Below are 19,697 nucleotides of genomic sequence, written 5' to 3' on the forward strand. Positions count from 1 at the left end.
ATGCTCGCTGCCGATCAAGAAAGCTGTCGCACGGTCCGAAACGCCCGCCCCGTTCGATCAACTCGGCGAACGCTGCGCGCACTTCTGCGATCAACGTCGGGTTCAAATCGGTTTCGCTACCCCAGACTGGAGTAGTATTGAGATCTATTGGGTAGACATTTCCCTGGTCATCTAAGACAAGGTCCAGCGCTGCGAAGTCGACGCGTAGCTCGCTCGCCAAGCGATGTGAAATCGCTAAAGCGTTGTCAGGTGCTAGGGGGAGCTGGCTCGCGTCCTGCGTCGATTGCAGCCCGCAACATAGACGCTGGTCCATTTCTTTGACCAGCCGGTCCGAGTGTGATGTGGCGACTGCAACGTAGTCGCCAACGACGTATGATCGTTGAAACGTGCCCGTGACGTTACCGATGTAGCGTTCGACTGTGATCCGACTGTCGTGCCAGTATTCTTGCGGCAGGTCTTTGCGTGCAAATTGATGGACCCGCTCGGGATAAGGCCACAGCGGGGGAACCATGTCTTGCGTCAATTCGGCGGGTAACAGCCTTTCGTAGCGTCCATAGTGGTTAGCGCGAGCCTTTACGACCAGCAGCTCGTCAGGATCGCCGTCGGGGCCAGTGCGGACGATGGGGAGCCCGGCTGCGGCACAAGCGGCCTGCAGCGCCCATTTATCGATACTTTCGAAGTATCCGTTCAATACCGGGCGACCTCTGGCTTCCAAGTCCGCTCGCCACTGAACGAAATTTGGAAAGGCTGCTGCTGGGCGGCTCAGATTAACGTGGATCATTGCCGCTTCGACATCAGAGTCGGCCATTCTCAGTTCGCTTCCCGGCTCGACCGTGATGGCTTTCGCATTGGGAACTGCGTGGGTGATCAAAAATCTGTCCCAGGCGTTCCATTCGAATACGGTCAGTTGCGTCATGCCAGCGGAACCCCAGCCGCGCGGCGCTCTCACGGCTCGCGCAAATTAATCCACTACACTCATCGCCTATGTGAGCGGAAATGACAAGAAAAATTGAAGTTGCTATTACTTGATGCAACGACCGATTCAGGACCCCAAAGAAACTGATTAGGGCACCCCGCGTGAAAATTTGGAAACTACATGCGCTCGGCAATCATTTTGTTTTCGTTCAACACCTTGACGGGTTGAATTATCCTGAGCTGGCTCGCCTTCTTAGCCGTACCGCCGTCTCTGTCGGTTCCGATGGCCTGCTTATGATCGATTGCGCTGTGAAGCCCCCTCGGGTGCGCATGTGGAACCCCGACGGGTCGGAAGACTTCTGCGGGAACGGCATGTGCTGTGCGGTGCATCTGCTAGACCGGCTCGGATTTGGACCGGTATCGAAGATTGACACGCCATACGCTGCTGTGCCTGTGCGCATAGAGCAGATTGACCGAGCGCAGTCGCAAGTCACGATCGAGATCGGCAAAGGTATCTTCGATCCAATACAAATCCCCTTGGCGGTATCGTATGCAACGCCCAACTCGTTCGGTTTCGACGTTTCAGTCGCTGGCGAGACGCTGCAGCTCGTTCCGTTGAACAACGGTAATATGCACAGCGTGATTTTCATCAACGAGCTTCCAGAAGACGACGCATTCTTCCGGTTTAGTCCGCTGATCGAAAATCATCCACTGTTTCCGGCACGGACTAATGTACTCTGGTGCGTTGTCCGGGACGGTGAGATATATATGCGAATTTGGGAAAGGGCAGTTGGCGAAACATTAGCATGCGGGACCGGATCGGCGGCGGCCGTCGTGGCCAGCGCACGTGCAGGCATTCCGCTCCCGGAATCGGTGCAGGTAATTATGCGCGGCGGACGAGCAGCCGTGTCACTGAAACCAAACACCGTTGCTTTGACGACCCGCGTTAAACTCGTTTTCGAAGGCGAACTGATCCAAGATATTTCGACAGCATTGGTGGCCCCCCGCCGTCCAGCAATCATGTAGCTTCGGGCCGGTCCATGCGTCGCCAAAGCCCAACCATCAATATTTGTTGAGGCAGTCGGCTTTGCCCGACCGTGAACGGGCTGCTTATGAAGGCATGGCTTCGCACAGAAGTGAGTTCCGTCGCGATGGTCTTAATCAATTTCGCCTTTGAGGCTGCCATCGTCGCACAGGTCCGCTTAGCCGTTGCCCTTGACGTGGTCGCACGCCAGCATCTACCGGACGCGCGGTACGGCAAGATCGATGTTGTTGCCCCCTAAATGGCTGACAGGGCCTCGCGTGTTGTCGCGATGAACTCGCGGGGTGACCTGTAGCCGAGGGCGCGGTGTGGATGCACCTCATTATAGTGGTCGAGCCAAGCTGGCAGCTGCGCGATGACGGTCTGCGCGTCGGGCTTGGGGTTCACGCGGACGTAATCGCGCTTGAGGGTGCGGACGAACGCCTCGGCCATGCCGTTGGACTGCGGGCTGCTGACCGGGGTGGTGCGCGGCACCAGCCCGATGTCGCGAGCAAAGGTGCGGGTGTCGCGGGCGGTATAGCAGCTGCCGTTATCCGTCAGCCACTCGATTGGCTGGGGTACGCGGTTCACCCGACCGTAGCGGTGCTCGACGGTGGCGACCATCAGGTCCTGCACATCCTCGGCGGTGATGCCGCTCGTGGTTGCCACATGCCCCATTGCCTCGCGGTCGCAGCAGTCGAGCGCGAACGCGACGCGCACCTTCTCGCCGTTGTCACAGGCGATCTCCAGCCCGTCGGAGCACCAGCGAGTGTTGCGCTGGTCGACGGCGACACGGCCGTCGTGACGGCGCTCCTCGTGCCGTCCGCCGCCTCTTTGGAGCAGCAGTCCATGCACCTTCATGACGCGGTAGACGCGCTTGGGATTGGGAGCAGCGCGACCGGTCTGCTCGGCTTGGCGGCGCAGCAGGGCATGGACGCGGCGATAACCGTAGGTGGGCAGATCGGCGACAAGCGCCCGGATGTCGGCGACTAGGTCGGCGTCCGGCAATGGTGGCCGTCCGCGCGGTCGTGGCGGTGGTCGGTTGCGCATCGCAGACAGATGCGGGCGGGCGACGCTGAGCGCATCGGCTACCGCGGTCACAGAATGTCCCCGGGCAGCGAGGTCGAGCGCAAGAGCAGTTTTTTTGGGCCTGCGGCCCGGGACACGGCCTCACGCAGCAGCTCGTTCTCCATGGCCTTCTTGCCGAGCAGCCGCTGCAGTTCGCGCACCTGCGCCTCCAGCGCCCGGTACTCGGACGCTGGCACCACCTCCTCGCCGGCTGCCGCGGCGGTCAGCGCGCCCTGGTTCATCAGGCGCCGCCAGGTGAAGACCTGGCTGCCGCTGATGCCGTGCTGGCGGGCGACGAGCGACACGCTCATTCCCGGAAGATACGTCTCCTCGACGATCCGGACCTTCTCCTCCGGTGTCCACCGCCTCCGGCGCTGGACACCGGAGAGGACCTCGCCGTCATTGTAACGCCTGGTCGTACCGTCAGTCATATGCCTCACTCTTATCCAAGAGCGAGGCCCTGTCAGGTCATTTGAGGGGCCACCTCAATCGATGAAAGCAAGTGGCCTGCGATCTCGCCGTCCAGCAGTCAATCGCAGGTCCTCAAAAATAGATCACTTTCGAAATAGCAGCCGATACTCGCTAGGGTCAAAACCCAATCAGCATCTTGAGGGATGATGGTTTTCTTGATTCACTGGTGCGTGGATCAGGAGGAGTGAGGCATGGCGCTGTTCTGGTTGTCTGATGAAGCGTGGGCAGCGATCAAGCCGCATCTGCCCAAGAACCAGCATGGTGCACGGCGGGTAGACGACCGGCAGGTGATCTCCGGGATCGTGCATGTGCTGAAGGTTGGTTGCCGCTGGTGTGACTACCCGGCCGATTACGGGCCATCGACCACGATCTACAACCGAATCAACCGTTGGTCGCGCCATGGCTTCTGGCTCAGGCTGCTCGATGCGCTGGTGGATGTCGGCGTGGTTACCAAAGGCACCGGGGACTGTCAGGATTTCCGTGTGTGAGCGGGCATAATGGGTACGAGGAGTTCTCCCTATGTCACGACGCAAAGAACCGACGATACCGAACGAACTGCTCGATCAGCTGCTGGCTGGCGGCGCGGCGAGCGCTGCGTTCGAGCAAGGCGGCCTGCTGGATTCACTGAAGAAGGCGCTGACCGAGCGCGCCTTGAACGCGGAGATGGACCATCACCTTGCCGGCGATGACGGCGCTGGCAACACTCGGAACGGTTACGGCCGGAAGACCGTGATGACCGACACCGGCAAGCTGGCGATCGACGTACCGCGCGACCGCCAAGCGAGCTTCGACCCGCAGCTGATTGCCAAATACCAGCGCCGCTTTCCCGGCTTCGATGAAAAGATCGTGTCGATGTACGCGCGGGGTATGAGCACCCGCGAGATCGTGGGGCACCTGCACGATCTGTACGGCATCGACGTGTCGCCCGATCTGATCAGCACGGTTACCGACGCGGTGCTCGACGAGATCGTTACCTGGCAGCAGCGACCGCTCGATCCGGCCTACCCGCTGGTCTTCTTTGACGCGCTGCGGGTGAAGATCCGTGACGAGGGCATGGTCCGCAACAAGCCTGTCCCGAGCATGTCGAGGGGGCCATCCACATCGCGCTGGGCGTCCGCGCCGATGGTGCCAAGGAGGTGCTTGGCCTGTGGCTCGAACAGAACGAGGGCGCCAAGTTCTGGCTGAGGGTGATGAACGAGCTTCGCAACCGCGGCGTCGAGGATATCCTGCTCGCCGTCGTCGACGGCCTGAAGGGCTTTCCCGACGCGATCACCGCCGTGTTCCCGGATGCAATCGTGCAGACCTGCATCGTCCACCTGCTCAGGAACTCAATGGACTTCGTCTCCTGGAAGGACCGCAAGGGCTTGGCGACCGCGCTGAAGGAAATCTACCGCGCAACCGACGCCGATACCGCTGAGAAGGCGCTGACGGCGTTCGAGGCAGGCCCTTGGGGCACCCGCTACCCCGCCATCGGGCAGAGCTGGCGGCGCGCCTGGGCCGAGGTGATTCCGTTCTTTGCCTTCCCCGACGAGGTCCGCCGGATCGTCTATACCACAAACGCGATCGAGGCGCTGAACTCCAAGCTCAGGCGGGCCGTCCGAGCCCGGGGCCACTTTCCCAGCGACGAGGCCGCCACCAAGCTGCTGTACCTGATCTTGAACCGCTCGAAAAAAAAGAGTGGAAGATGCCACCACGTGAGTGGACCATGGCCAAGGCCCAGTTCGCCGTCATCTTCGGCGAACGCTTCATCAAGGCCATGGCGGCGTAATGTTCAACCACCCGCTCACACACGGAAATCCTGACAGTCCCAAGGCACCGCGATCGACAGCACCTACATCAAGGCGCAACGCGCAGCCTTCGGCGGAAAAGGGGGCACCGGACCCAGGCCATTGGGCGCTCGCGTGGTGGATGGACGACCAAGATCCATGCGCTCACCGATGTCATCGGCCGTCCCTATGCGTTGATGTTGACGGCTGGCAATGTCAGCGACGTAAAGGCAGCGCCCGCACTCCTCGAACGTGCCGGCCGGATGCGATACCTTCTTGCTGACAAAGGCTATGATGCCGACCGACTACGCCGCTCGCTGCGTGACGCCGGAGCCGTTCCTGTCATTCCAGACCGGCTCAACCGGAAACGCGCCATTCGATACGACAAGGACCGATACCGTGTCCGACACCTAATCGAGAACGCTTTCTACAGTCTCAAGGACTTCCGCCGTGTCGCCACCCTCTACGACAAACTCGCCGCCACCATGCCCGAACTCGCCGCCCGGCTGCTTCGAGAGCGGCAGGTCGCAGTGCATCCGGCATCCTTGTCGCGTTTTCTCAAGGCGGCAGAATTCACCGTCAAAAAGATGCTACTGGCGAGCGAAGCCGGACGCGATGACGTAGCGCGGGCGCGCCGGACATGGCGGTCGGGCCGCCAACCTCGAATGCGCCAGGAGCCGCACCGGCTGGTGTTCGTGGATGAAACCGCGACGACCACAAAGATGGTCCGGCTGCGGGGGCGCGCTCGTCGCGGCCAGCGTCTCAAGACCAGCGCTCTCTTTGGTCGCTGGGGTACGCAGACCTTCATTGCAGGTCTGCGATGTGACGGCCTGAGCGCCCCCTGGCTCATCGACCGGCAGATGAACCGCGACATCTTCGAGACACGGGTCGAGACCCAGCTCGCTCCCACCTTGTCGCGCGGCGACATCGTCATCCTCGACAATCTTTCCAGCGGCAAGAGCCCAAAAGCCGCCGCGATCCTCAAGCAGCGCGGCGCCTAGTTCCTGTTCCTGCCGCCATACTCGCCTGATCTAAACGCCATCGAGATGGCGTTCGCCAAGCTCAAAGCCCATCTCCAGCGCATGGGGGCCAGAACCATAGATGCCCTCTGGCAAGCCGTCGGCCACATCTGCGACCTCTACTCGCCAGATGAATGCCGGAACTACCTCAAGGCCGCTCGATATGCGCCAGATTGAACGCTCGATGCTCTAGCGCGGCATTCATCACCTTGCAGATACTGTCACGCTCTGATGACGATCGTTCACTGCGTTCAGGATCGCGCGGCCATAGGCCGTTCTGGCAAATTTCTCGCCCGCCGCGCGCGCTTGATCCACTGAGATAAAGCCCTTTTCGAGTGCGATTTCCTCCAGACAAGCGATCTGGATGCCCTGCCTGCGCTGCAGCGTACGGACGAACTCGCTGGCTTCCAGCAGGCTGTCGTGGGTGCCGGTGTCGAGCCACGCATAACCGCGCCCCATCTGCTCGACGTGGAGGTCACCAAGCTCCATGTAGAGCCGGTTGAGATTGGTGATCTCCAGTTCGCGGCGCGCCGATGGTTTCAGCTCGCGGGCCATATTCACGACGCGATTGTCATAAAAATAAAGGCCGGTCACCGCATAGTTGGACTTTGGCGCGGCAGGCTTTTCCTCCAGCGACAGCGCTTTGCCGTCCACGCTGAGCTCGACTACACCATAACGCTCCGGGTCTTCGACGCGGTAGCTGAAGACGGTTGCGCCTTGGGTTCGTGCAGCCGCGCGCGCGAGTAGGTCCGTCAGGTGTGCGCCGAAGAAGATATTGTCGCCCAGCACTAGCGCGACGTTATCGTCGCCGATGAAATCCGCGCCGATCGTGAACGCCTGCGCCAGCCCCTCGGGGCGTGGCTGCTCGGCATAGGCGATCGACAGCCCGAGGGCACTGCCGTTGCCGAACAACCGCTGGTAATTGCCCAGATATTCGGGACTGGAGATGATGAGCACATCGCGGATTTCGGCCAGCATCAGGACCGACAGCGGGTAATAGATCAACGGCTTGTCATAGACCGGCAGCAATTGCTTGTTGATGGCCAGCGTCGCCGGGTGGAGCCGCGTACCCGATCCACCCGCCAGGATGATGCCCTTCACTTGCCGTTCTCCTTGGAGCCGATCAGTTCGTCGAGGATGTCGCCGAGTGCGTCCTGCCAAGGACGAGAGGTGATGCCATAGGCGCGCTGGATCGCGTCGTGCGAGAGCAGCGAATTGGCCGGACGCCGTGCCGCGGTGGAATAGTCGCTGGTCGCGATTCCCTCCACGCTGGCGGTGGCACCGCCGCGCACTCCGGACTGGCGGAATATTTCTTCGGCAAGGCCCGCCCAGGTCGTCGCGCCGGCGTTGCTGAAATGGAAGGTGCCGCTCGGCGCGTGTGGATCGTCCGCCAGCCGCACTGCGATTGTCACCAGCGCGGCGGCGAGGTCGGTAGCACTCGTCGGGCTGCCATGCTGGTCGGCGACGACGCGCAGATGGCCCCGTTCGGACCCGACGCGCAGCATCGTCTTCATGAAATTGTTTCCGTGCGCCGATATCACCCAGGCGGTGCGGACGATCGCATGGCGCGCGCCACTGGTGCGCACCGCCAGTTCGCCGCCCAGCTTCGACGCGCCATACACGCCGAGCGGCGCGACCGGATCGTCGACGGCCCACGCACCCCCACGGTCGCCGGGAAAGACATAGTCGGTCGAGACCTGCACCAACGGGATACCCGCACAGGAGCAGGCCGACGCGAGCGCGGCGGGGGCGAGTGCATTGACCTGCCACGCCGCGACCTGATCGCTCTCGGCTTTGTCGACCGCGGTATAGGCGGCACTGTTGACGACCGCCGCCCAAGACCGCTCTGCCACTGTGGCCGCGATCGCATCGGTGTCGATCAGGTCGAGCATGGTACGGTCGAGCGCGACCACCCGCCACCCCTCGGGCAGCTTTGCGCGTTGCAATTCCTGCCCGAGTTGTCCGTTCGCGCCGGTGACAAGCAGGTCACGCATCACGCGATTCCGCGTCGCTCGGTCGCCTTGGCCGCGACCAACGGACGCCACCATGCTTCGTTGTCGAGATACCAGCGCACCGTCTTCTCGATCCCGCTCTCAAATGTTTCCTGCGGCTGCCAACCAAGTTCGTCGCCGATGCGGGTCGCGTCGATCGCGTAACGCTTGTCATGGCCTGGGCGATCGGCGACCGAGGTGATCTGCTCGGCGTAGTTCTTGCCATCCTCGCGCTGGTGCAGCCGGTCGAGGATCGCGCAGACGGTGCGCACCACCTCGATATTCTGCTTCTCGTTATGCCCGCCGACATTGTAAGTCCGCCCGACCGCGCCGCGCTCGAACACCGCCTGCAATGCGCGAACGTGGTCCTCGACGAACAGCCAGTCGCGCACCTGATTGCCCGCGCCGTACAGCGGCAGCGGCTCACCCGCGAGCGCCTTGACGATCATCAGCGGGATCAGCTTTTCGGGAAAGTGATACGGCCCGTAGTTGTTCGAGCAATTGGTGATGAGCACCGGCAGGCCATAGGTGTGGCTCCAGGCTGAGACGAGATGGTCCGACCCAGCCTTCGACGCCGAATAGGGCGAGCGCGGATCGTAGGGTGTCTCCTCTGTAAACAGCCCGGCGTCGCCCAGCGACCCGTACACCTCGTCGGTCGAGATATGGTGGAAGCGGAACGCCGCCTTCGCCTCGTCATCCAGCGACAGCCAATAGGCGCGCGCCTCGGCGAGCATCACATAGGTGCCGACGACATTGGTCTGCACGAACGCGCCCGGCCCGTCGATCGAGCGGTCGACATGGCTTTCGGCGGCGAGATGCGTGACGATATCGGGGCGGAACTCAGCGATCGCGGCGCGCACGGTTTCGGCGTCGCAGATGTCGCCCTGTAAAAAGCGATAGCGGCTGGACTGCGCGACGCGCTTCACCGTCGATAGCGTGCCGGCATAGGTCAGCTTGTCGAAGTTGAAGACCTCATGGCTCGTATACTCGATCAGGTGGCGGACCAAAGCCGAGCCGATAAACCCAGCCCCGCCGGTGACGAAGATGCGCATCGCGATCCCTCAAGCCAAAGGAAGGAGGGGACGGCCGTCGTAAGAAAAGGGGCTTTCGAACGCATTAAGTGTAGGCAGCTCCTTGTCCTTCTCGCTTAACTCCGGCGCCGTGCCAGTGGGCATCGGCCAGTCAATCCCGGCGCTGTCCCAAAGGATACCGCCGTCGTTTTGCGGCGCATAAAGCGCCGAGCATTTGTAGATGACCTCGCAATTCGGCTCTAGCGTCAGGAAGGCATGGGCGAAGCCGGCGGGGATGAACAACTGGTGCCCGTTCTTGGCGGACAGTTCCGCACCGACCCATCGGCCATAGGTCGGCGACCCTGCGCGGACATCGACTGCGACGTCATAGACCCCGCCAGCGATACAGCGCACTAGCTTGTCCTGCGCATGCGGCGGTGTCTGGAAATGCAGTCCGCGCAGCGTGAAGGCGGGCACTGACAGCGAATGATTGTCCTGCACGAACACACAGTCGATGCCGAGCGCGTGGAACGTCGCCGCGTTATACGTCTCGGTAAACCAGCCGCGCGTGTCCTCTAAGCGACGCGTCTCGATCAACTGGACCCGACTCATTGTATCGCCCTTCCCCCTCTGGATAAGTGCGCTGGCCATAAAAACTTATATATGCCGTTGTCTCGCGTTTGCTCGACGCAACGTCCAACCCTTGCGCAGCAGCCTGCGCGGGCAGTGCTACTGATTAATCGCACGAATCGAAAATACGCCATTGATTTAACAAATCCAACGAGCAGCAACCTAATCTGCCGCCATAGTTAGAATTGATCAAGACGGCGTGTCATCGCAATGTCAGAGGCGGTTTTAGAATTTTGGAGGCTGGAACCTGGCGAGGACGGTTTTGAGTACGTCGCGAGAGGTAAAAAATGAAAGAGGGGCTGGGCGTTGTAAAAATAACTTAAGTTTGAAGAAGTTGTACGCGACATGGTCTAAATTGAAGATGTATGGTGGAGGATAGAGTAACTCCATTAACGCATTAACGAACGCTACAAACGTTGGAATTAGGCGGGTTGTGGCATGCGATGATGCTGCCGTGTCGCTTTTATTATGAATTCACTGTTCGAGACTATTGAAAGGTGAGGCTAGTCCTGGGCGTCTCGATTTGAGTTAAGCGCTGACACCAGGGTGCCGCTGTCGCGCTCACCAGTGAGATCGCGTTGCTCTGCTGGTACCTGCTGACCAGGGGGGCAATTATCGATGAGCGCGCCCGGCACTGATCGCGACGAAGCGCCGTGCCATGGAATTTCACTCCAAGTTTTTGATCCCACGGTTTGATGGTGCGATCCTTTCGCTGGAATGCAAGGATGCCGTATGGGACAGGTACGTCGTGGGTGCGCCACGACTACGCACGCCGTCCGAGCAGCAATACAGCACGCCAAGCTTCGCTCGCGACGCTCAGCCGAGAGCTGGGGATCAACCCCAAGACCGTGGCGAAGTGGCACAAACGGGCGACGGTAGAGGATCTTAAGACCGGGCCGCAGGCCCTACATTCGTCAACCCTGTCTTGGCTGAGGAGGCAATGATTGTGGCGTTCCGGCGGCACACGCTGTGAGCTGCTGCCGGTTCCACGGACACGAGGTTAAGCTACCTGCGCTTGCCTCTCGAAGTCCATGGGGCTGAGGTAGCCCAGGGTCGAGTGGCGTCGCGTGGGATTGTAGAAGCGCCCGATGTAGTCGAACACGTCTGCCTTTGCGTGATGGCGCGTGCGGTAGGTTTTATGTCCGATTCGCTCGGTCTTCAGCGAGGAGAAGAAGCTCTCCATCGCCGCGTTGTCCCAGACGTTGCCCGACCGGCTCATCGAGCAGGTCACACCGTTGTCGGCCATCAGTCGCTGGAACTTCTCGCTCGTATATTGGCTGCCCTGGTCCGAGTGGTGCAGCAGGGCGTCGGGCTTTCCGCACCGCCAGATCGCCATCATCAAGGCATCGGTGACGAGCTGGGCGGTCATGCTGTCGCTCATCGACCAGCCGACCACACGGCGCGAGAACAGGTCGATGACGACGGCGACGTACAGCCATCCTGCGGCGATCCACCGCTGGTTGGGTGCTTCGGCCGTGAACTGGCGATCGAGGAGGTTGTCGGCGATGACGGATCGCAGACCGTCGTCCTTCGGCAGACCACGACGCCGGGGTCGAGCCTTCAGGCCGTGAACACGCTTCAGCCGTTCGACGCGATGCAAGCTACATGACAGGCCTTCGGCCAGACGGTCGTGCCAGACGCGGCGTGCACCGTACGTCCGATAGCTGGAGATAAAGCTGGCCCGCACCTTGGCGCTGAACTCCTCGTCGCTATGGGCGCGGGCACTGGGCGTACGAACGAGCCAGGCATGAAAGCCACTACGCGAAACACCGAGCGCTTCGCAAATCCACGACACCGGCCAGATACCTCGGTGCTTCGCAATAAACTCTCATATCAAGTCCCTGGCGAAGTAGGCCGCCGCTTTTTTTAGGATGTCGCGTTCCGCCTTCATTCTGGGAAGCTCGCGGCGCAGCTGCTCAATCTCCTGTTGCTCTGGCTTCATCACGCCGTGCCCAGGGAACGCCGACCCCGTGGCCGCCACCTGCTCCCGTACCGACTTGCGCAGAACGTTCTCGTGCAGGTCCAGATCGCGCGCGGCCTGCGACACCGACACCCCGCGTTCCCGTACCAGCTTCACCGCCTCGAACTTGAACTCACGGCTGATCTTCCGTCGTTGCATCTCCACCCTCCGATCTCAAAAACACCTTATCTCGGTGTCCACGAAACCGGCAGCAGCTCATTTCTCCGCTGATTTGAGTTAGAAAACTTTGTCGGCGGCTGACAGAGCGAACTTTGCGTGGCAGACTGTTTAGAGTATCTACCGCCCAAATCATGCCTAGACCGGCTAGCCTATTCGAGGTCAACCATGGCCGATGCCAACTCCCAGTTTCTTTACGCAACAGACCATATGACCTATGCAAAACGGCACTATCTCTCCCAATTTCTGCGAGAAAAGACGGATTCGACGGTGCAGCGTGGCATTCTTACTGGCTACCGCATCGGTGACGTCCATTGGGGTGAAGCTGCGGTCGGCTCTTGGTTGCTGGGGACATACGAGGTCCAGGTTTGCGCACTGTTGGATCGACTCGCTTCTCCTGGCCGGCTACTTTTGGATATTGGAGCTGCAGACGGATTGTATGGCATAGGATTGGTTGCCGTTGGAGCATTCGGTCGCAGTATCTGTTTTGAGGCAAATTCGACTGCCCGCGACCGGCTGTCCAAGCGAGCAGAAGAGCTGGTTCTGGCTGAGAAAGTGACCGTCTATGGAGCGGCCGAGCAGGATAGTATTGCCGCGCTTTTGGCTTCGGAAGGGCCACTCGTCGAAGGTACGGTGGTACTATGTGATATCGAGGGAGGCGAATTCGATCTATTGACTTCAGAGGTGCTCGCCCTGTTTGCAAGATGTCACGTTATCGTGGAGTTACACGATACCTTGCTTTCGCCCCCGGCCCAAGCCCTTTCGCCATTGCCTGCATTGAAGGCGAGGGCAGAAGAGTTTTTCCATATATACGAAATTCGCGATGGCCTTCGTGATATGCGTGGAATCGCGCTGCTGGAGGACTGGAGCGATGCGGATGTTTGGTCGCTGTGTATGGAAGGGCGCAAGCGGATGATGAGTTGGCTTTATCTCGTGCCAAATGACGAGCCGGCGCTGACCGAAGCCGATCTCGACTCGGTCGTTCTGACCTATCAGCGTAACCTGAATGGGTGAATTTCTATTGCCGAGTTGGCGCGATGGGCTTTCTCAATTACCGTTAATTTGAGAACTCATTTTGCCGCATCAACATTGACTCGGCCGCCGCTGCTTAGCATGCTATCCACCGCTGATCGACAAGCAGGAGCAGTGACGATGGATACGACCAACAAGATCGAAAAGCTGACCAAGAAGCAAATCGAAGAAGTGAAGGGCGGCCTTCTGAGCCAGTATCGTTCCTTGCAGCAGGAAAACACCAAGACCGGGGGCGAGCAGAACAAGGCGCTCTGATTATCGGACGCGGTGGCCGTAGGCACGGTCGCCGCGTCGCGGGCGCCGCGAAATTTATGACATTCCCGAGGTGGCGCGCATCGTGAGTCGGTTTCATTGTGTGGTGTCCTCCGCTGGCGACATCGCGCATATGCGGCCCGATCAATGGCCGCGTTGCTTTCCGCAACTCGGTAGCGGCTGGATTTTCAGCGACTGCGGACGGTTTGCGGTCCATCTTGCGGCACGTGCCGCAGCAGATACGCGACAGCGTGCGTTCCACCTGTCGATTGGGCAGGGCGAGACCGCCGATATCGTAATCGACCTGGCAAGCGATCGGCTCACCATCGAGCGCGGTCATCTGGGCCGGGAACGCGTCCATTTCTTCCAGACGGACGCCTTGACGTTACTGTCCAATTGTCTGTCCGATATCCTCCACAGTGTTGAAAGCCGCATCCACTACGGCTCGGCGCTTCATTACCTCGCTTATGGCACGCCTCTGCCGGGTCAGACACTTGTGAACGGCGTCCGCTCGCTCGCCGCCGGGCACGCGCTGACCCTGTGCCCGTCGGTATTGCCGGTCCAACGCCGGACGTTCGAATTGCTATCGGCCACCGAACCCGTGACGCCCGATCCGGATCAGGTGACGGCGATCGCCGCCGCCGTGGATGCCGCCATCCTTCGATCCTGCGAGGGGCCTGGCCGTGCAGCGCTATTGCTGTCCGCCGGGGTCGATTCGTCCTATATGGCCGCCGTACTGGGTGAGAGAGTCGACACCTGCTACACATCTTGCTTTCCGGACCTGGACCAGGCCGGCGAATTCGAAGATGCAAGTCGTTTCTCGCGTCTGACGGGACGGCGTCACCACCCGATACCGATTCGGATCGCCGATGCGAGGCAAGGGCTGGAGCGGGTGCTGGCTGCGGACGAACCGAAAAGCGCCTGGTCCACCATCGTCCACGACCTTATCTGCCAGGCGGCCGGTAGCGACGGGAATAGCCGTTTGCTGTCGGGGCTCGGTGCCGACGAGGTCTTCGGCGGCTATTTCCATTATGCACGATCGTTCCGCGATGTCTGGGGAGAAGCGCTGCGGATCGACCCGGGCGGCACGCGCAATCCGCTCGACACGGTGCTGGGCAGCCCGCGCTCCTATCGTGGACGCCTGTTCACCGGCATACCATCCTTCTTCGATTCTCGGACGCTCCGGCGTGCGGTGGCCCCACGCCTGCGTCATTGGGATCCGTATCAGAGCTCGGTGCATTTCTATCGCGAAGCGCTGACCCGGAAACCTGACCTTCATCTGTTCGAGGCGATGATCGCGCATGAGGCGCAGCATCGCATTCCGGACCTGCTGATCGCCGGGTTCGAGGCCTTCTCGCGCGATCAAGGCCTGGCCAGCGGCTATCCATTCCTCGATGTCGACGTGATGCGCAAGGCCGCGGCGCTCGGAGCCGAGATGCGGTTTCGCCACGATGCCGCGGAGGATCGTACCTGGAACAAGCTTCTCTGGCGGGAGATGGCCGGGCGACGTCTTCCTGATTTTGTCATGGCTCGACCGCCCTCCGCCTATGACGCGCCGATCCACGACTGGTTTGCCGATCGCCGCTTCCTGGACATCATCTGCGATGCGATCAGCCTCCAATCTCTCTTGGATCTGGATGTGCTCTCCCGCGCTTGGATCGAAGGTTTCGTGGACAGGTTGCGAGCCGAAGATCGCTCCACTGGCATGATCGAGCAGGCCTGGGTGCTGGCTACCTTTGGGGCCTGGCAGGACCGCATGCTCGACAAGGGCTGATCGCATGAGTGGAATGATTTGCCTGACCATGATCGTGCGCGACGAAGAGCGTGTTCTGGCGCGCTGCCTGGCCTCGGTGGCGGGGCTGTACGACGCGCTGGTGATCGTCGACACCGGCTCGACCGATGGCACGGTGGCGATCGCCGAACGCCACGGCGCCACCGTCTATCACTATGCAGGCGCCAACGGCCCCGATGGCCTGATTCATGATTTTGCGGATGCGCGTAACTTGGCGCTGTCGAAGGTGCGCGGCGATTGGATCTGGCAGATGGATGCCGATGAGGTCCTTTTGGACGGCCATGCCGCAGTCAGGCGGATCATCGCCGGAGCAGCGGCCGACGCCATCGCGGTCCGGATGCGGTCCGACGGGTCGGAATGGCATAGTGCGCGTCTGTTCCGGCGGTCCGCTGTCCAATTCTATGTAGGGCGCATTCATGAATATCTTCAACATGACGGGACCACCCTAAACAGCGATGAGATCGTCGTGGCCAATCTGCCTGACAAGGCCGGGAAGGAAACCGCCTTTTGCCGAAATACGCGCATCGCACAGGCCGAGATCGAGGCGGGGCGGGGAACGAGCCGCCTGTGGCACAATCTGGGCAACGAGCATTTTCGCGCCGGCGACTTCGCACAGGCGGCTCTATGTTACGACATGTCCTTGGTGCTAGGGGGATATCCGATAGGGCGGTTCCATGGCTCTTTCTATAAGGCGTCGTGCCATCTCGTGCTTGGGGAGATCGACGCGGCCTTGAGGGAGGTGGAACGCAGCCTGAGGCTCGGTCCCCATTTTGCGGAAGCCCATTGCCTGCGCGGCGACTGCCTTTTCATGCAGGAGCGCTATTCCGACGCGGCCGAGAGCTATCGTGCCGCGCTTGCATGCAGGGGGCGGCGCCCTGACAGTCCCTTTCCGGCGCAGCCTGCCATGGAAGAGGAGCACCCGACCCGCCAACTGGCCCTGATCGAGCTGCTTCTCTGATCCCCCGTGTAGAGCCAGATGCGCTGAACACGATGCAGATCGACAAGATCTGCATCATCGCCGCGACGACTTGCTTCCTCTTGACGGTCTTGCCGACCAGGACCGTTTTTGCCACAAGGTGGTCCGCGCGTAAGCGAGGATGCACGGATGGGCCGGGCGACATGAGAACAGCATGATCCATCGTACGGGCATCTATGTGATGGTTGAGGTTGGGACCGATCTAATATTTAACTCGCGTCTGGTCGGGCGAAGGCAAGAGTGAACGCACCACTTTTTCGCGAGGAAGTGCTACGGCAGCGCACCGATCGTCTGCATGGCAACGTCACCATCGCCACCCCCATTGCTTGGCAGGTCGTTGGCCTGCTGCTGCTGATTGCCCTAGTCGCGACGGTCGTATTCCTATGTCGTGCATCTTATGCCCGCGTTGAGGTCGTAGCCGGGTGTCGTATCACTGGATAAAGGGGTTCCTGCAATCGTGCCGAGCCGGTCGGGTATCGTCGAGGACGTATTGGTGCGAGAGGGTGATCGGGTAAGGCGGGGCGAGCGCCTTGCCGTGATCCGCGCGGATGAAAGCGGGATCGATGGCAAGGACTCGTCGCAGCGGACGAGCGCCGCGCTGAAACAGCAGAATGACCAACTCGCCTATCAGGCTAAGCTTCTCGTCGAGGCGGCGGCGGCTGATCAGCAACGGCTCGCCGCCCAGATCGAGGGCGATGTCGCTACGATGTCGCTGCTATCGCGGCAGATCAAAGACCAGCAGGAATTGATTGGAACGGCACAGGCGGATTACGACAATGCCGTGCGGGTCGCCGCCCGAGGCTTCATCAGCAAACGTGACCTGGATCAGCGGCGGGCGACCATCCTGACCCGTAGTCAGCAGCTGGCCCAGTTGGAGCAGTCCCAGTCGGACAAGCTCGCCGAGATCGCGCAGGCACGGCGGGCGATGGTGCAGGCCGATATGTCGGCAAAGGCCCAGGCGGCCAACGCCCGCTCGAACCGCGCATCCGTCTCGCAGCAGCAGGTTCAGGCCGATCTCGCCCGCGGCTACGCCCTGACGGCGCCATTGGAAGGGGTCGTCACGGGATTGACCTTGCGGGCCGGACAGCCGGTCTCCCCTGGGCAGCAATTGATGATGGTCGTCCCGCCCAAGGCCAAATTACGCGTGGAACTCTACATTCCGACCAGCGCGATTGGATTCATCCGTCCGAGGCAGGAGGTGCGGCTGTCGATCGATGCGTTCAACTATCAGATGTTCGGGACGGTGACCGCGCGTGTCGACACCATATCGCAAGCGACGATCATGCGCCCGGGGCCGAACGGGCCGGTGCCGATTTACTTGGTGACCGCGACGATGAACCAGCCCTGGATCGAGGCCTTCGGGCGGCGGCAGTCTCTGTTGCCGGGTATGACCCTGTCGGCGCGGATCATCACGGAACGACGGACTTTGGTCCAATGGCTTTTCGCGCCGTTGTTCGCAGTCCGGCGACGGTAGGCGCCATGCTCGATTTCAGTCTATGGCGACGGCAGCGTGTCGCGCTTGTCCGGCAGAGCCAAGCGGCGGAGTGCGGGCTCGCTGCGCTCACCATGATCGCCAACTTTCACGGGTTTAATACCGATCTCGGCACCATGCGGCGGCGTTTCGAGCCGTCTTTGCGTGGTGCCACGCTGACATCGCTGATCGGCATGGCGGACGAAATCGGTCTGACACCGCGGGCCGTCAAGCTGCCGCTGGATGGCCTTACAGATCTGTACCATCCTGCCATTCTGCATTGGGACATGAACCACTATGTGGTTCTGGAAGCGGTCAAGAACGGCAAGGCGCTCATCCACAATCCCGAGGGGACTTCGAAGTGGTTGCCGATCGAGGCCTTGTCGCCCCACTTTACCGGTGTGGCGCTCGAATTGCGGCCCGCCGATGACTTCGTTCCTGTGGTGGAACGGCAGAAATTGAAACTATCGCAGTTGTGGCGACGGATCACAGGGCTAAAGCGCGCGATACTGCAGACGATCCTGCTGAGTCTCGTGCTCGAAGCCTTCGTGCTCGCGTCGCCCTATTACATGCAGGTGGCGCTGGACGACGCCCTGCCTGCACTTGACGGTGACTTGCTGACGATCCTTGCGCTTGGTTTCGGCCTGTTCACGGTCATCAATGCGGGGGCGTCCCTTCTACGGTCCTTCGTGCTGCTCTCGACCGGGACCTCGATCGGTTACGCCATCACTAGCAATGTCGCGCGACGGCTGTTCCGCCTGCCCATATCATGGTTCGAAAAGCGGCACGTCGGCGATGTGCTGTCCCGCTTCCAGTCCGTCACGCCGGTCCAGCAGTTCATGACCGAGGGCGCAGTGTCCGCCATCATCGATGGAACCCTGACAGCATTCACGCTAGCGCTCATGTTTTTTTATAGTGGGACCCTGACCTTGCTCGCCCTGGCGGCCTTTGCATTGTACGGTGCCGTACGGGGACTATCATTTCCGGTCCAGCGGCGAGCCCAGGAGGACGCCATCGTCGCAGGGGGCCGGGAACAGCTTGCGATGATCGAGTCGCTGCGCGGCATCGTCACGCTCCGGCTATTCAATCGCGAAACCGCCCGTCACATGCTCTGGCAAACCCGGCTGACCGATTCGACCAACGCCACGGTGTCTCTGGCGCGCATCCGCATATGGCAGACCACCGCCAATACGCTGATCCTCGGACTGGAGACGATCGCATCGGTGTGGCTGGCCGTCCGTCTCGTAATTGACGGCGGGTTCAGCATAGGAATGGTATTCGCCTATATGGCCTACAAGACCCAGTTTCTGCAGCGTGGGGGGTCTCTGATCGATCAGTGGATCGGGTTCACGATGCTGGGCTTGCATCTCGAACGACTGTCGGACATCGCACTTACCGAACAGGATCGCGGGATCGGGGAACGGGCGCAACCGGCTAGGCGGCTTATCGGCAAGGTTCAACTGATTGATGTGAGGTATCGCTATAGCCCGACCGATCCGGTGGTGCTGGAAAATGTCACCTTCGATGTTCAACCCGGCGAGATCGTGGCAATCACGGGTCCGTCAGGCGGAGGCAAATCGACGCTGGCCAAGGTGCTGCTTGGCTTGGTCGAACCCGATGAAGGCGAAATGCTGATCGACGACAAGACGTTGCAAAGCTTTGGTTACCGCAATTTCCGAAACCAAGTCGCGGCGGTACTGCAAGAGGACAGCCTGTTCGTCGGGTCACTCGCCGACAACATCGCGCTGTTCGACGACGATCCCGATTTCGACCGGGTCGTGACGGCCGCAACGGCGGCCGCGATCCATAGCGACATCATGGCTATGCCGATGGCCTATGACACACTGATCGGCGATATGGGTTCGGCTTTGTCGGGTGGGCAGAAGCAACGCGTGCTATTGGCGCGTGCGCTGTATCGGCAACCCAGGATGCTCGTCATGGACGAAGGGACGTCGCATCTCGATACCGAGCGGGAAAGGATGGTCAATCAGGCAATCGCCGGGCTGGGCATCACCCGCATCATCATCGCGCATCGGCTGGAAACCATCTTGTCGGCAACACGTATCTTCGCGATGGAACATGGCCGCATCACGGACGTGACCGAGCGGTATAACCGGATGAGGACGGGCAATTGACGGCGGCCGGG

At 60.9% G+C, this 19,697-nt stretch carries 14 protein-coding genes and 6 pseudogenes; 13 read left to right on the forward strand and 7 right to left on the reverse strand.

Annotation, left to right across the window (positions count from 1 at the left end):
- A partial coding sequence (locus QE385_RS19090) for a hypothetical protein (protein WP_307104975.1) occupies positions 1–916 on the reverse strand: 916 nt, incomplete at its 3' end.
- Positions 917–1,077: 161 nt separating this feature from the next.
- On the opposite strand from QE385_RS19090, the gene dapF reads away from it, so the two are divergent.
- On the forward strand, positions 1,078–1,941 hold the full coding sequence (gene dapF, locus QE385_RS19095) for a diaminopimelate epimerase (RefSeq protein WP_307104977.1): 864 nt from the start codon (positions 1,078–1,080) through the stop codon (positions 1,939–1,941).
- 86 nt (positions 1,942–2,027) lie between these two features.
- Positions 2,028–2,198, forward strand: a complete 171-nt coding sequence (locus tag QE385_RS19100; RefSeq protein WP_307104978.1) for a hypothetical protein — start codon at positions 2,028–2,030, stop codon at positions 2,196–2,198.
- Here QE385_RS19100 and QE385_RS19105 read toward each other — a convergent pair.
- Positions 2,195–3,435, reverse strand: a protein-coding gene (locus tag QE385_RS19105; protein WP_278434641.1) for an IS3 family transposase whose coding sequence is annotated in 2 segments (ribosomal slippage) — positions 2,195–3,088 and positions 3,091–3,435 — 1,239 coding nt in all. Because the reading frame shifts where the segments join, the coding sequence is not laid out codon by codon here. The genes QE385_RS19100 and QE385_RS19105 overlap by 4 nt on opposite strands.
- A gap of 231 nt (positions 3,436–3,666) precedes the next feature.
- Here QE385_RS19105 and QE385_RS19110 point away from each other — a divergent pair.
- From QE385_RS19110 to QE385_RS19125, 4 pseudogenes are all read left to right on the forward strand, one after another.
- A pseudogene (locus tag QE385_RS19110) lies at positions 3,667–3,918 on the forward strand (transposase); the annotation flags it as partial.
- A 76-nt stretch (positions 3,919–3,994) separates the two neighbouring features.
- Positions 3,995–5,243, forward strand: a pseudogene (locus tag QE385_RS19115) (IS256 family transposase).
- 49 nt (positions 5,244–5,292) lie between these two features.
- Positions 5,293–5,720: pseudogene (locus QE385_RS19120) on the forward strand (IS5 family transposase); the annotation flags it as partial.
- A gap of 216 nt (positions 5,721–5,936) precedes the next feature.
- Positions 5,937–6,437: pseudogene (locus QE385_RS19125) on the forward strand (IS630 family transposase); the annotation flags it as partial.
- 27 nt (positions 6,438–6,464) lie between these two features.
- On the opposite strand, the gene rfbA reads toward QE385_RS19125, so the two are convergent.
- From rfbA to rfbC, 4 genes are read right to left on the reverse strand one after another with little or no spacing between them, the layout of a single operon-like run.
- Positions 6,465–7,361 (reverse strand): glucose-1-phosphate thymidylyltransferase RfbA, encoded by an 897-nt coding sequence (gene rfbA, locus QE385_RS19130; protein ID WP_307104982.1) that lies wholly within the window; start codon positions 7,359–7,361, stop codon positions 6,465–6,467.
- The gene (rfbD, locus tag QE385_RS19135; protein ID WP_307104984.1) at positions 7,358–8,254 is read right to left on the reverse strand and encodes a dTDP-4-dehydrorhamnose reductase; all 897 of its coding nucleotides are present in this window, start codon (positions 8,252–8,254) and stop codon (positions 7,358–7,360) included. Before rfbD ends, rfbA begins: the two co-directional genes overlap by 4 nt.
- On the reverse strand, positions 8,254–9,303 hold the full coding sequence (gene rfbB / locus QE385_RS19140) for a dTDP-glucose 4,6-dehydratase (protein WP_307104986.1): 1,050 nt from the start codon (positions 9,301–9,303) through the stop codon (positions 8,254–8,256). The genes rfbD and rfbB overlap by 1 nt, the downstream gene beginning before the upstream one ends.
- A gap of 9 nt (positions 9,304–9,312) precedes the next feature.
- Complete coding sequence (rfbC, locus tag QE385_RS19145; protein ID WP_307104988.1) at positions 9,313–9,873, reverse strand: dTDP-4-dehydrorhamnose 3,5-epimerase; 561 nt, start codon at positions 9,871–9,873, stop codon at positions 9,313–9,315.
- A 750-nt stretch (positions 9,874–10,623) separates the two neighbouring features.
- Here rfbC and QE385_RS19150 point away from each other — a divergent pair.
- A pseudogene (locus QE385_RS19150) lies at positions 10,624–10,861 on the forward strand (IS481 family transposase); the annotation flags it as partial.
- Between the two features lie 30 nt (positions 10,862–10,891).
- On the opposite strand, the pseudogene QE385_RS19155 reads toward QE385_RS19150, so the two are convergent.
- Positions 10,892–12,010: pseudogene (locus tag QE385_RS19155) on the reverse strand (IS3 family transposase).
- A gap of 186 nt (positions 12,011–12,196) precedes the next feature.
- Between QE385_RS19155 and QE385_RS19160 the strand changes: the two are divergent.
- The 6 genes from QE385_RS19160 to QE385_RS19185 all read left to right on the forward strand — a co-directional run bounded on the left by QE385_RS19160 (position 12,197) and on the right by QE385_RS19185 (position 19,686).
- The gene (locus QE385_RS19160; RefSeq protein WP_307104989.1) at positions 12,197–13,042 is read left to right on the forward strand and encodes a hypothetical protein; all 846 of its coding nucleotides are present in this window, start codon (positions 12,197–12,199) and stop codon (positions 13,040–13,042) included.
- A 138-nt stretch (positions 13,043–13,180) separates the two neighbouring features.
- Positions 13,181–13,315, forward strand: coding sequence for a hypothetical protein (locus QE385_RS19165; RefSeq protein ID WP_307104990.1), 135 nt, complete (start codon positions 13,181–13,183; stop codon positions 13,313–13,315).
- A gap of 70 nt (positions 13,316–13,385) precedes the next feature.
- Positions 13,386–15,086, forward strand: a complete 1,701-nt coding sequence (locus QE385_RS19170; RefSeq protein ID WP_307104992.1) for an asparagine synthase C-terminal domain-containing protein — start codon at positions 13,386–13,388, stop codon at positions 15,084–15,086.
- Positions 15,087–15,114: 28 nt separating this feature from the next.
- Positions 15,115–16,062, forward strand: coding sequence for a glycosyltransferase family 2 protein (locus QE385_RS19175; RefSeq protein ID WP_307104994.1), 948 nt, complete (start codon positions 15,115–15,117; stop codon positions 16,060–16,062).
- Between the two features lie 475 nt (positions 16,063–16,537).
- Complete coding sequence (locus tag QE385_RS19180; protein WP_307104996.1) at positions 16,538–17,554, forward strand: HlyD family secretion protein; 1,017 nt, start codon at positions 16,538–16,540, stop codon at positions 17,552–17,554.
- The gene (locus QE385_RS19185) at positions 17,515–19,686 is read left to right on the forward strand and encodes a peptidase domain-containing ABC transporter (RefSeq protein WP_307104998.1); all 2,172 of its coding nucleotides are present in this window, start codon (positions 17,515–17,517) and stop codon (positions 19,684–19,686) included. Before QE385_RS19180 ends, QE385_RS19185 begins: the two co-directional genes overlap by 40 nt.
- Positions 19,687–19,697 lie beyond the last annotated feature (11 nt).

Origin of the sequence: Sphingomonas sp. SORGH_AS_0950, from assembly GCF_030818415.1 — a bacterium.
Lineage (GTDB): Bacteria > Pseudomonadota > Alphaproteobacteria > Sphingomonadales > Sphingomonadaceae > Sphingomonas.

Bases quoted from the DNA above. Each gene is read 5' to 3' on its own strand.
- QE385_RS19100 (WP_307104978.1), top strand. From the start codon at position 2,028: ATGAAGGCATGGCTTCGCACAGAAGTGAGTTCCGTCGCGATGGTCTTA.
- rfbD (WP_307104984.1), bottom strand. From the start codon at position 8,254: ATGCGTGACCTGCTTGTCACCGGCGCGAACGGACAACTCGGGCAGGAA.
- rfbB (WP_307104986.1), bottom strand. From the start codon at position 9,303: ATGCGCATCTTCGTCACCGGCGGGGCTGGGTTTATCGGCTCGGCTTTG.
- rfbC (WP_307104988.1), bottom strand. From the start codon at position 9,873: ATGAGTCGGGTCCAGTTGATCGAGACGCGTCGCTTAGAGGACACGCGC.
- QE385_RS19160 (WP_307104989.1), top strand. From the start codon at position 12,197: ATGGCCGATGCCAACTCCCAGTTTCTTTACGCAACAGACCATATGACC.
- QE385_RS19165 (WP_307104990.1), top strand. From the start codon at position 13,181: ATGGATACGACCAACAAGATCGAAAAGCTGACCAAGAAGCAAATCGAA.
- QE385_RS19175 (WP_307104994.1), top strand. From the start codon at position 15,115: ATGATCGTGCGCGACGAAGAGCGTGTTCTGGCGCGCTGCCTGGCCTCG.
- QE385_RS19185 (WP_307104998.1), top strand. From the start codon at position 17,515: ATGGCTTTTCGCGCCGTTGTTCGCAGTCCGGCGACGGTAGGCGCCATG.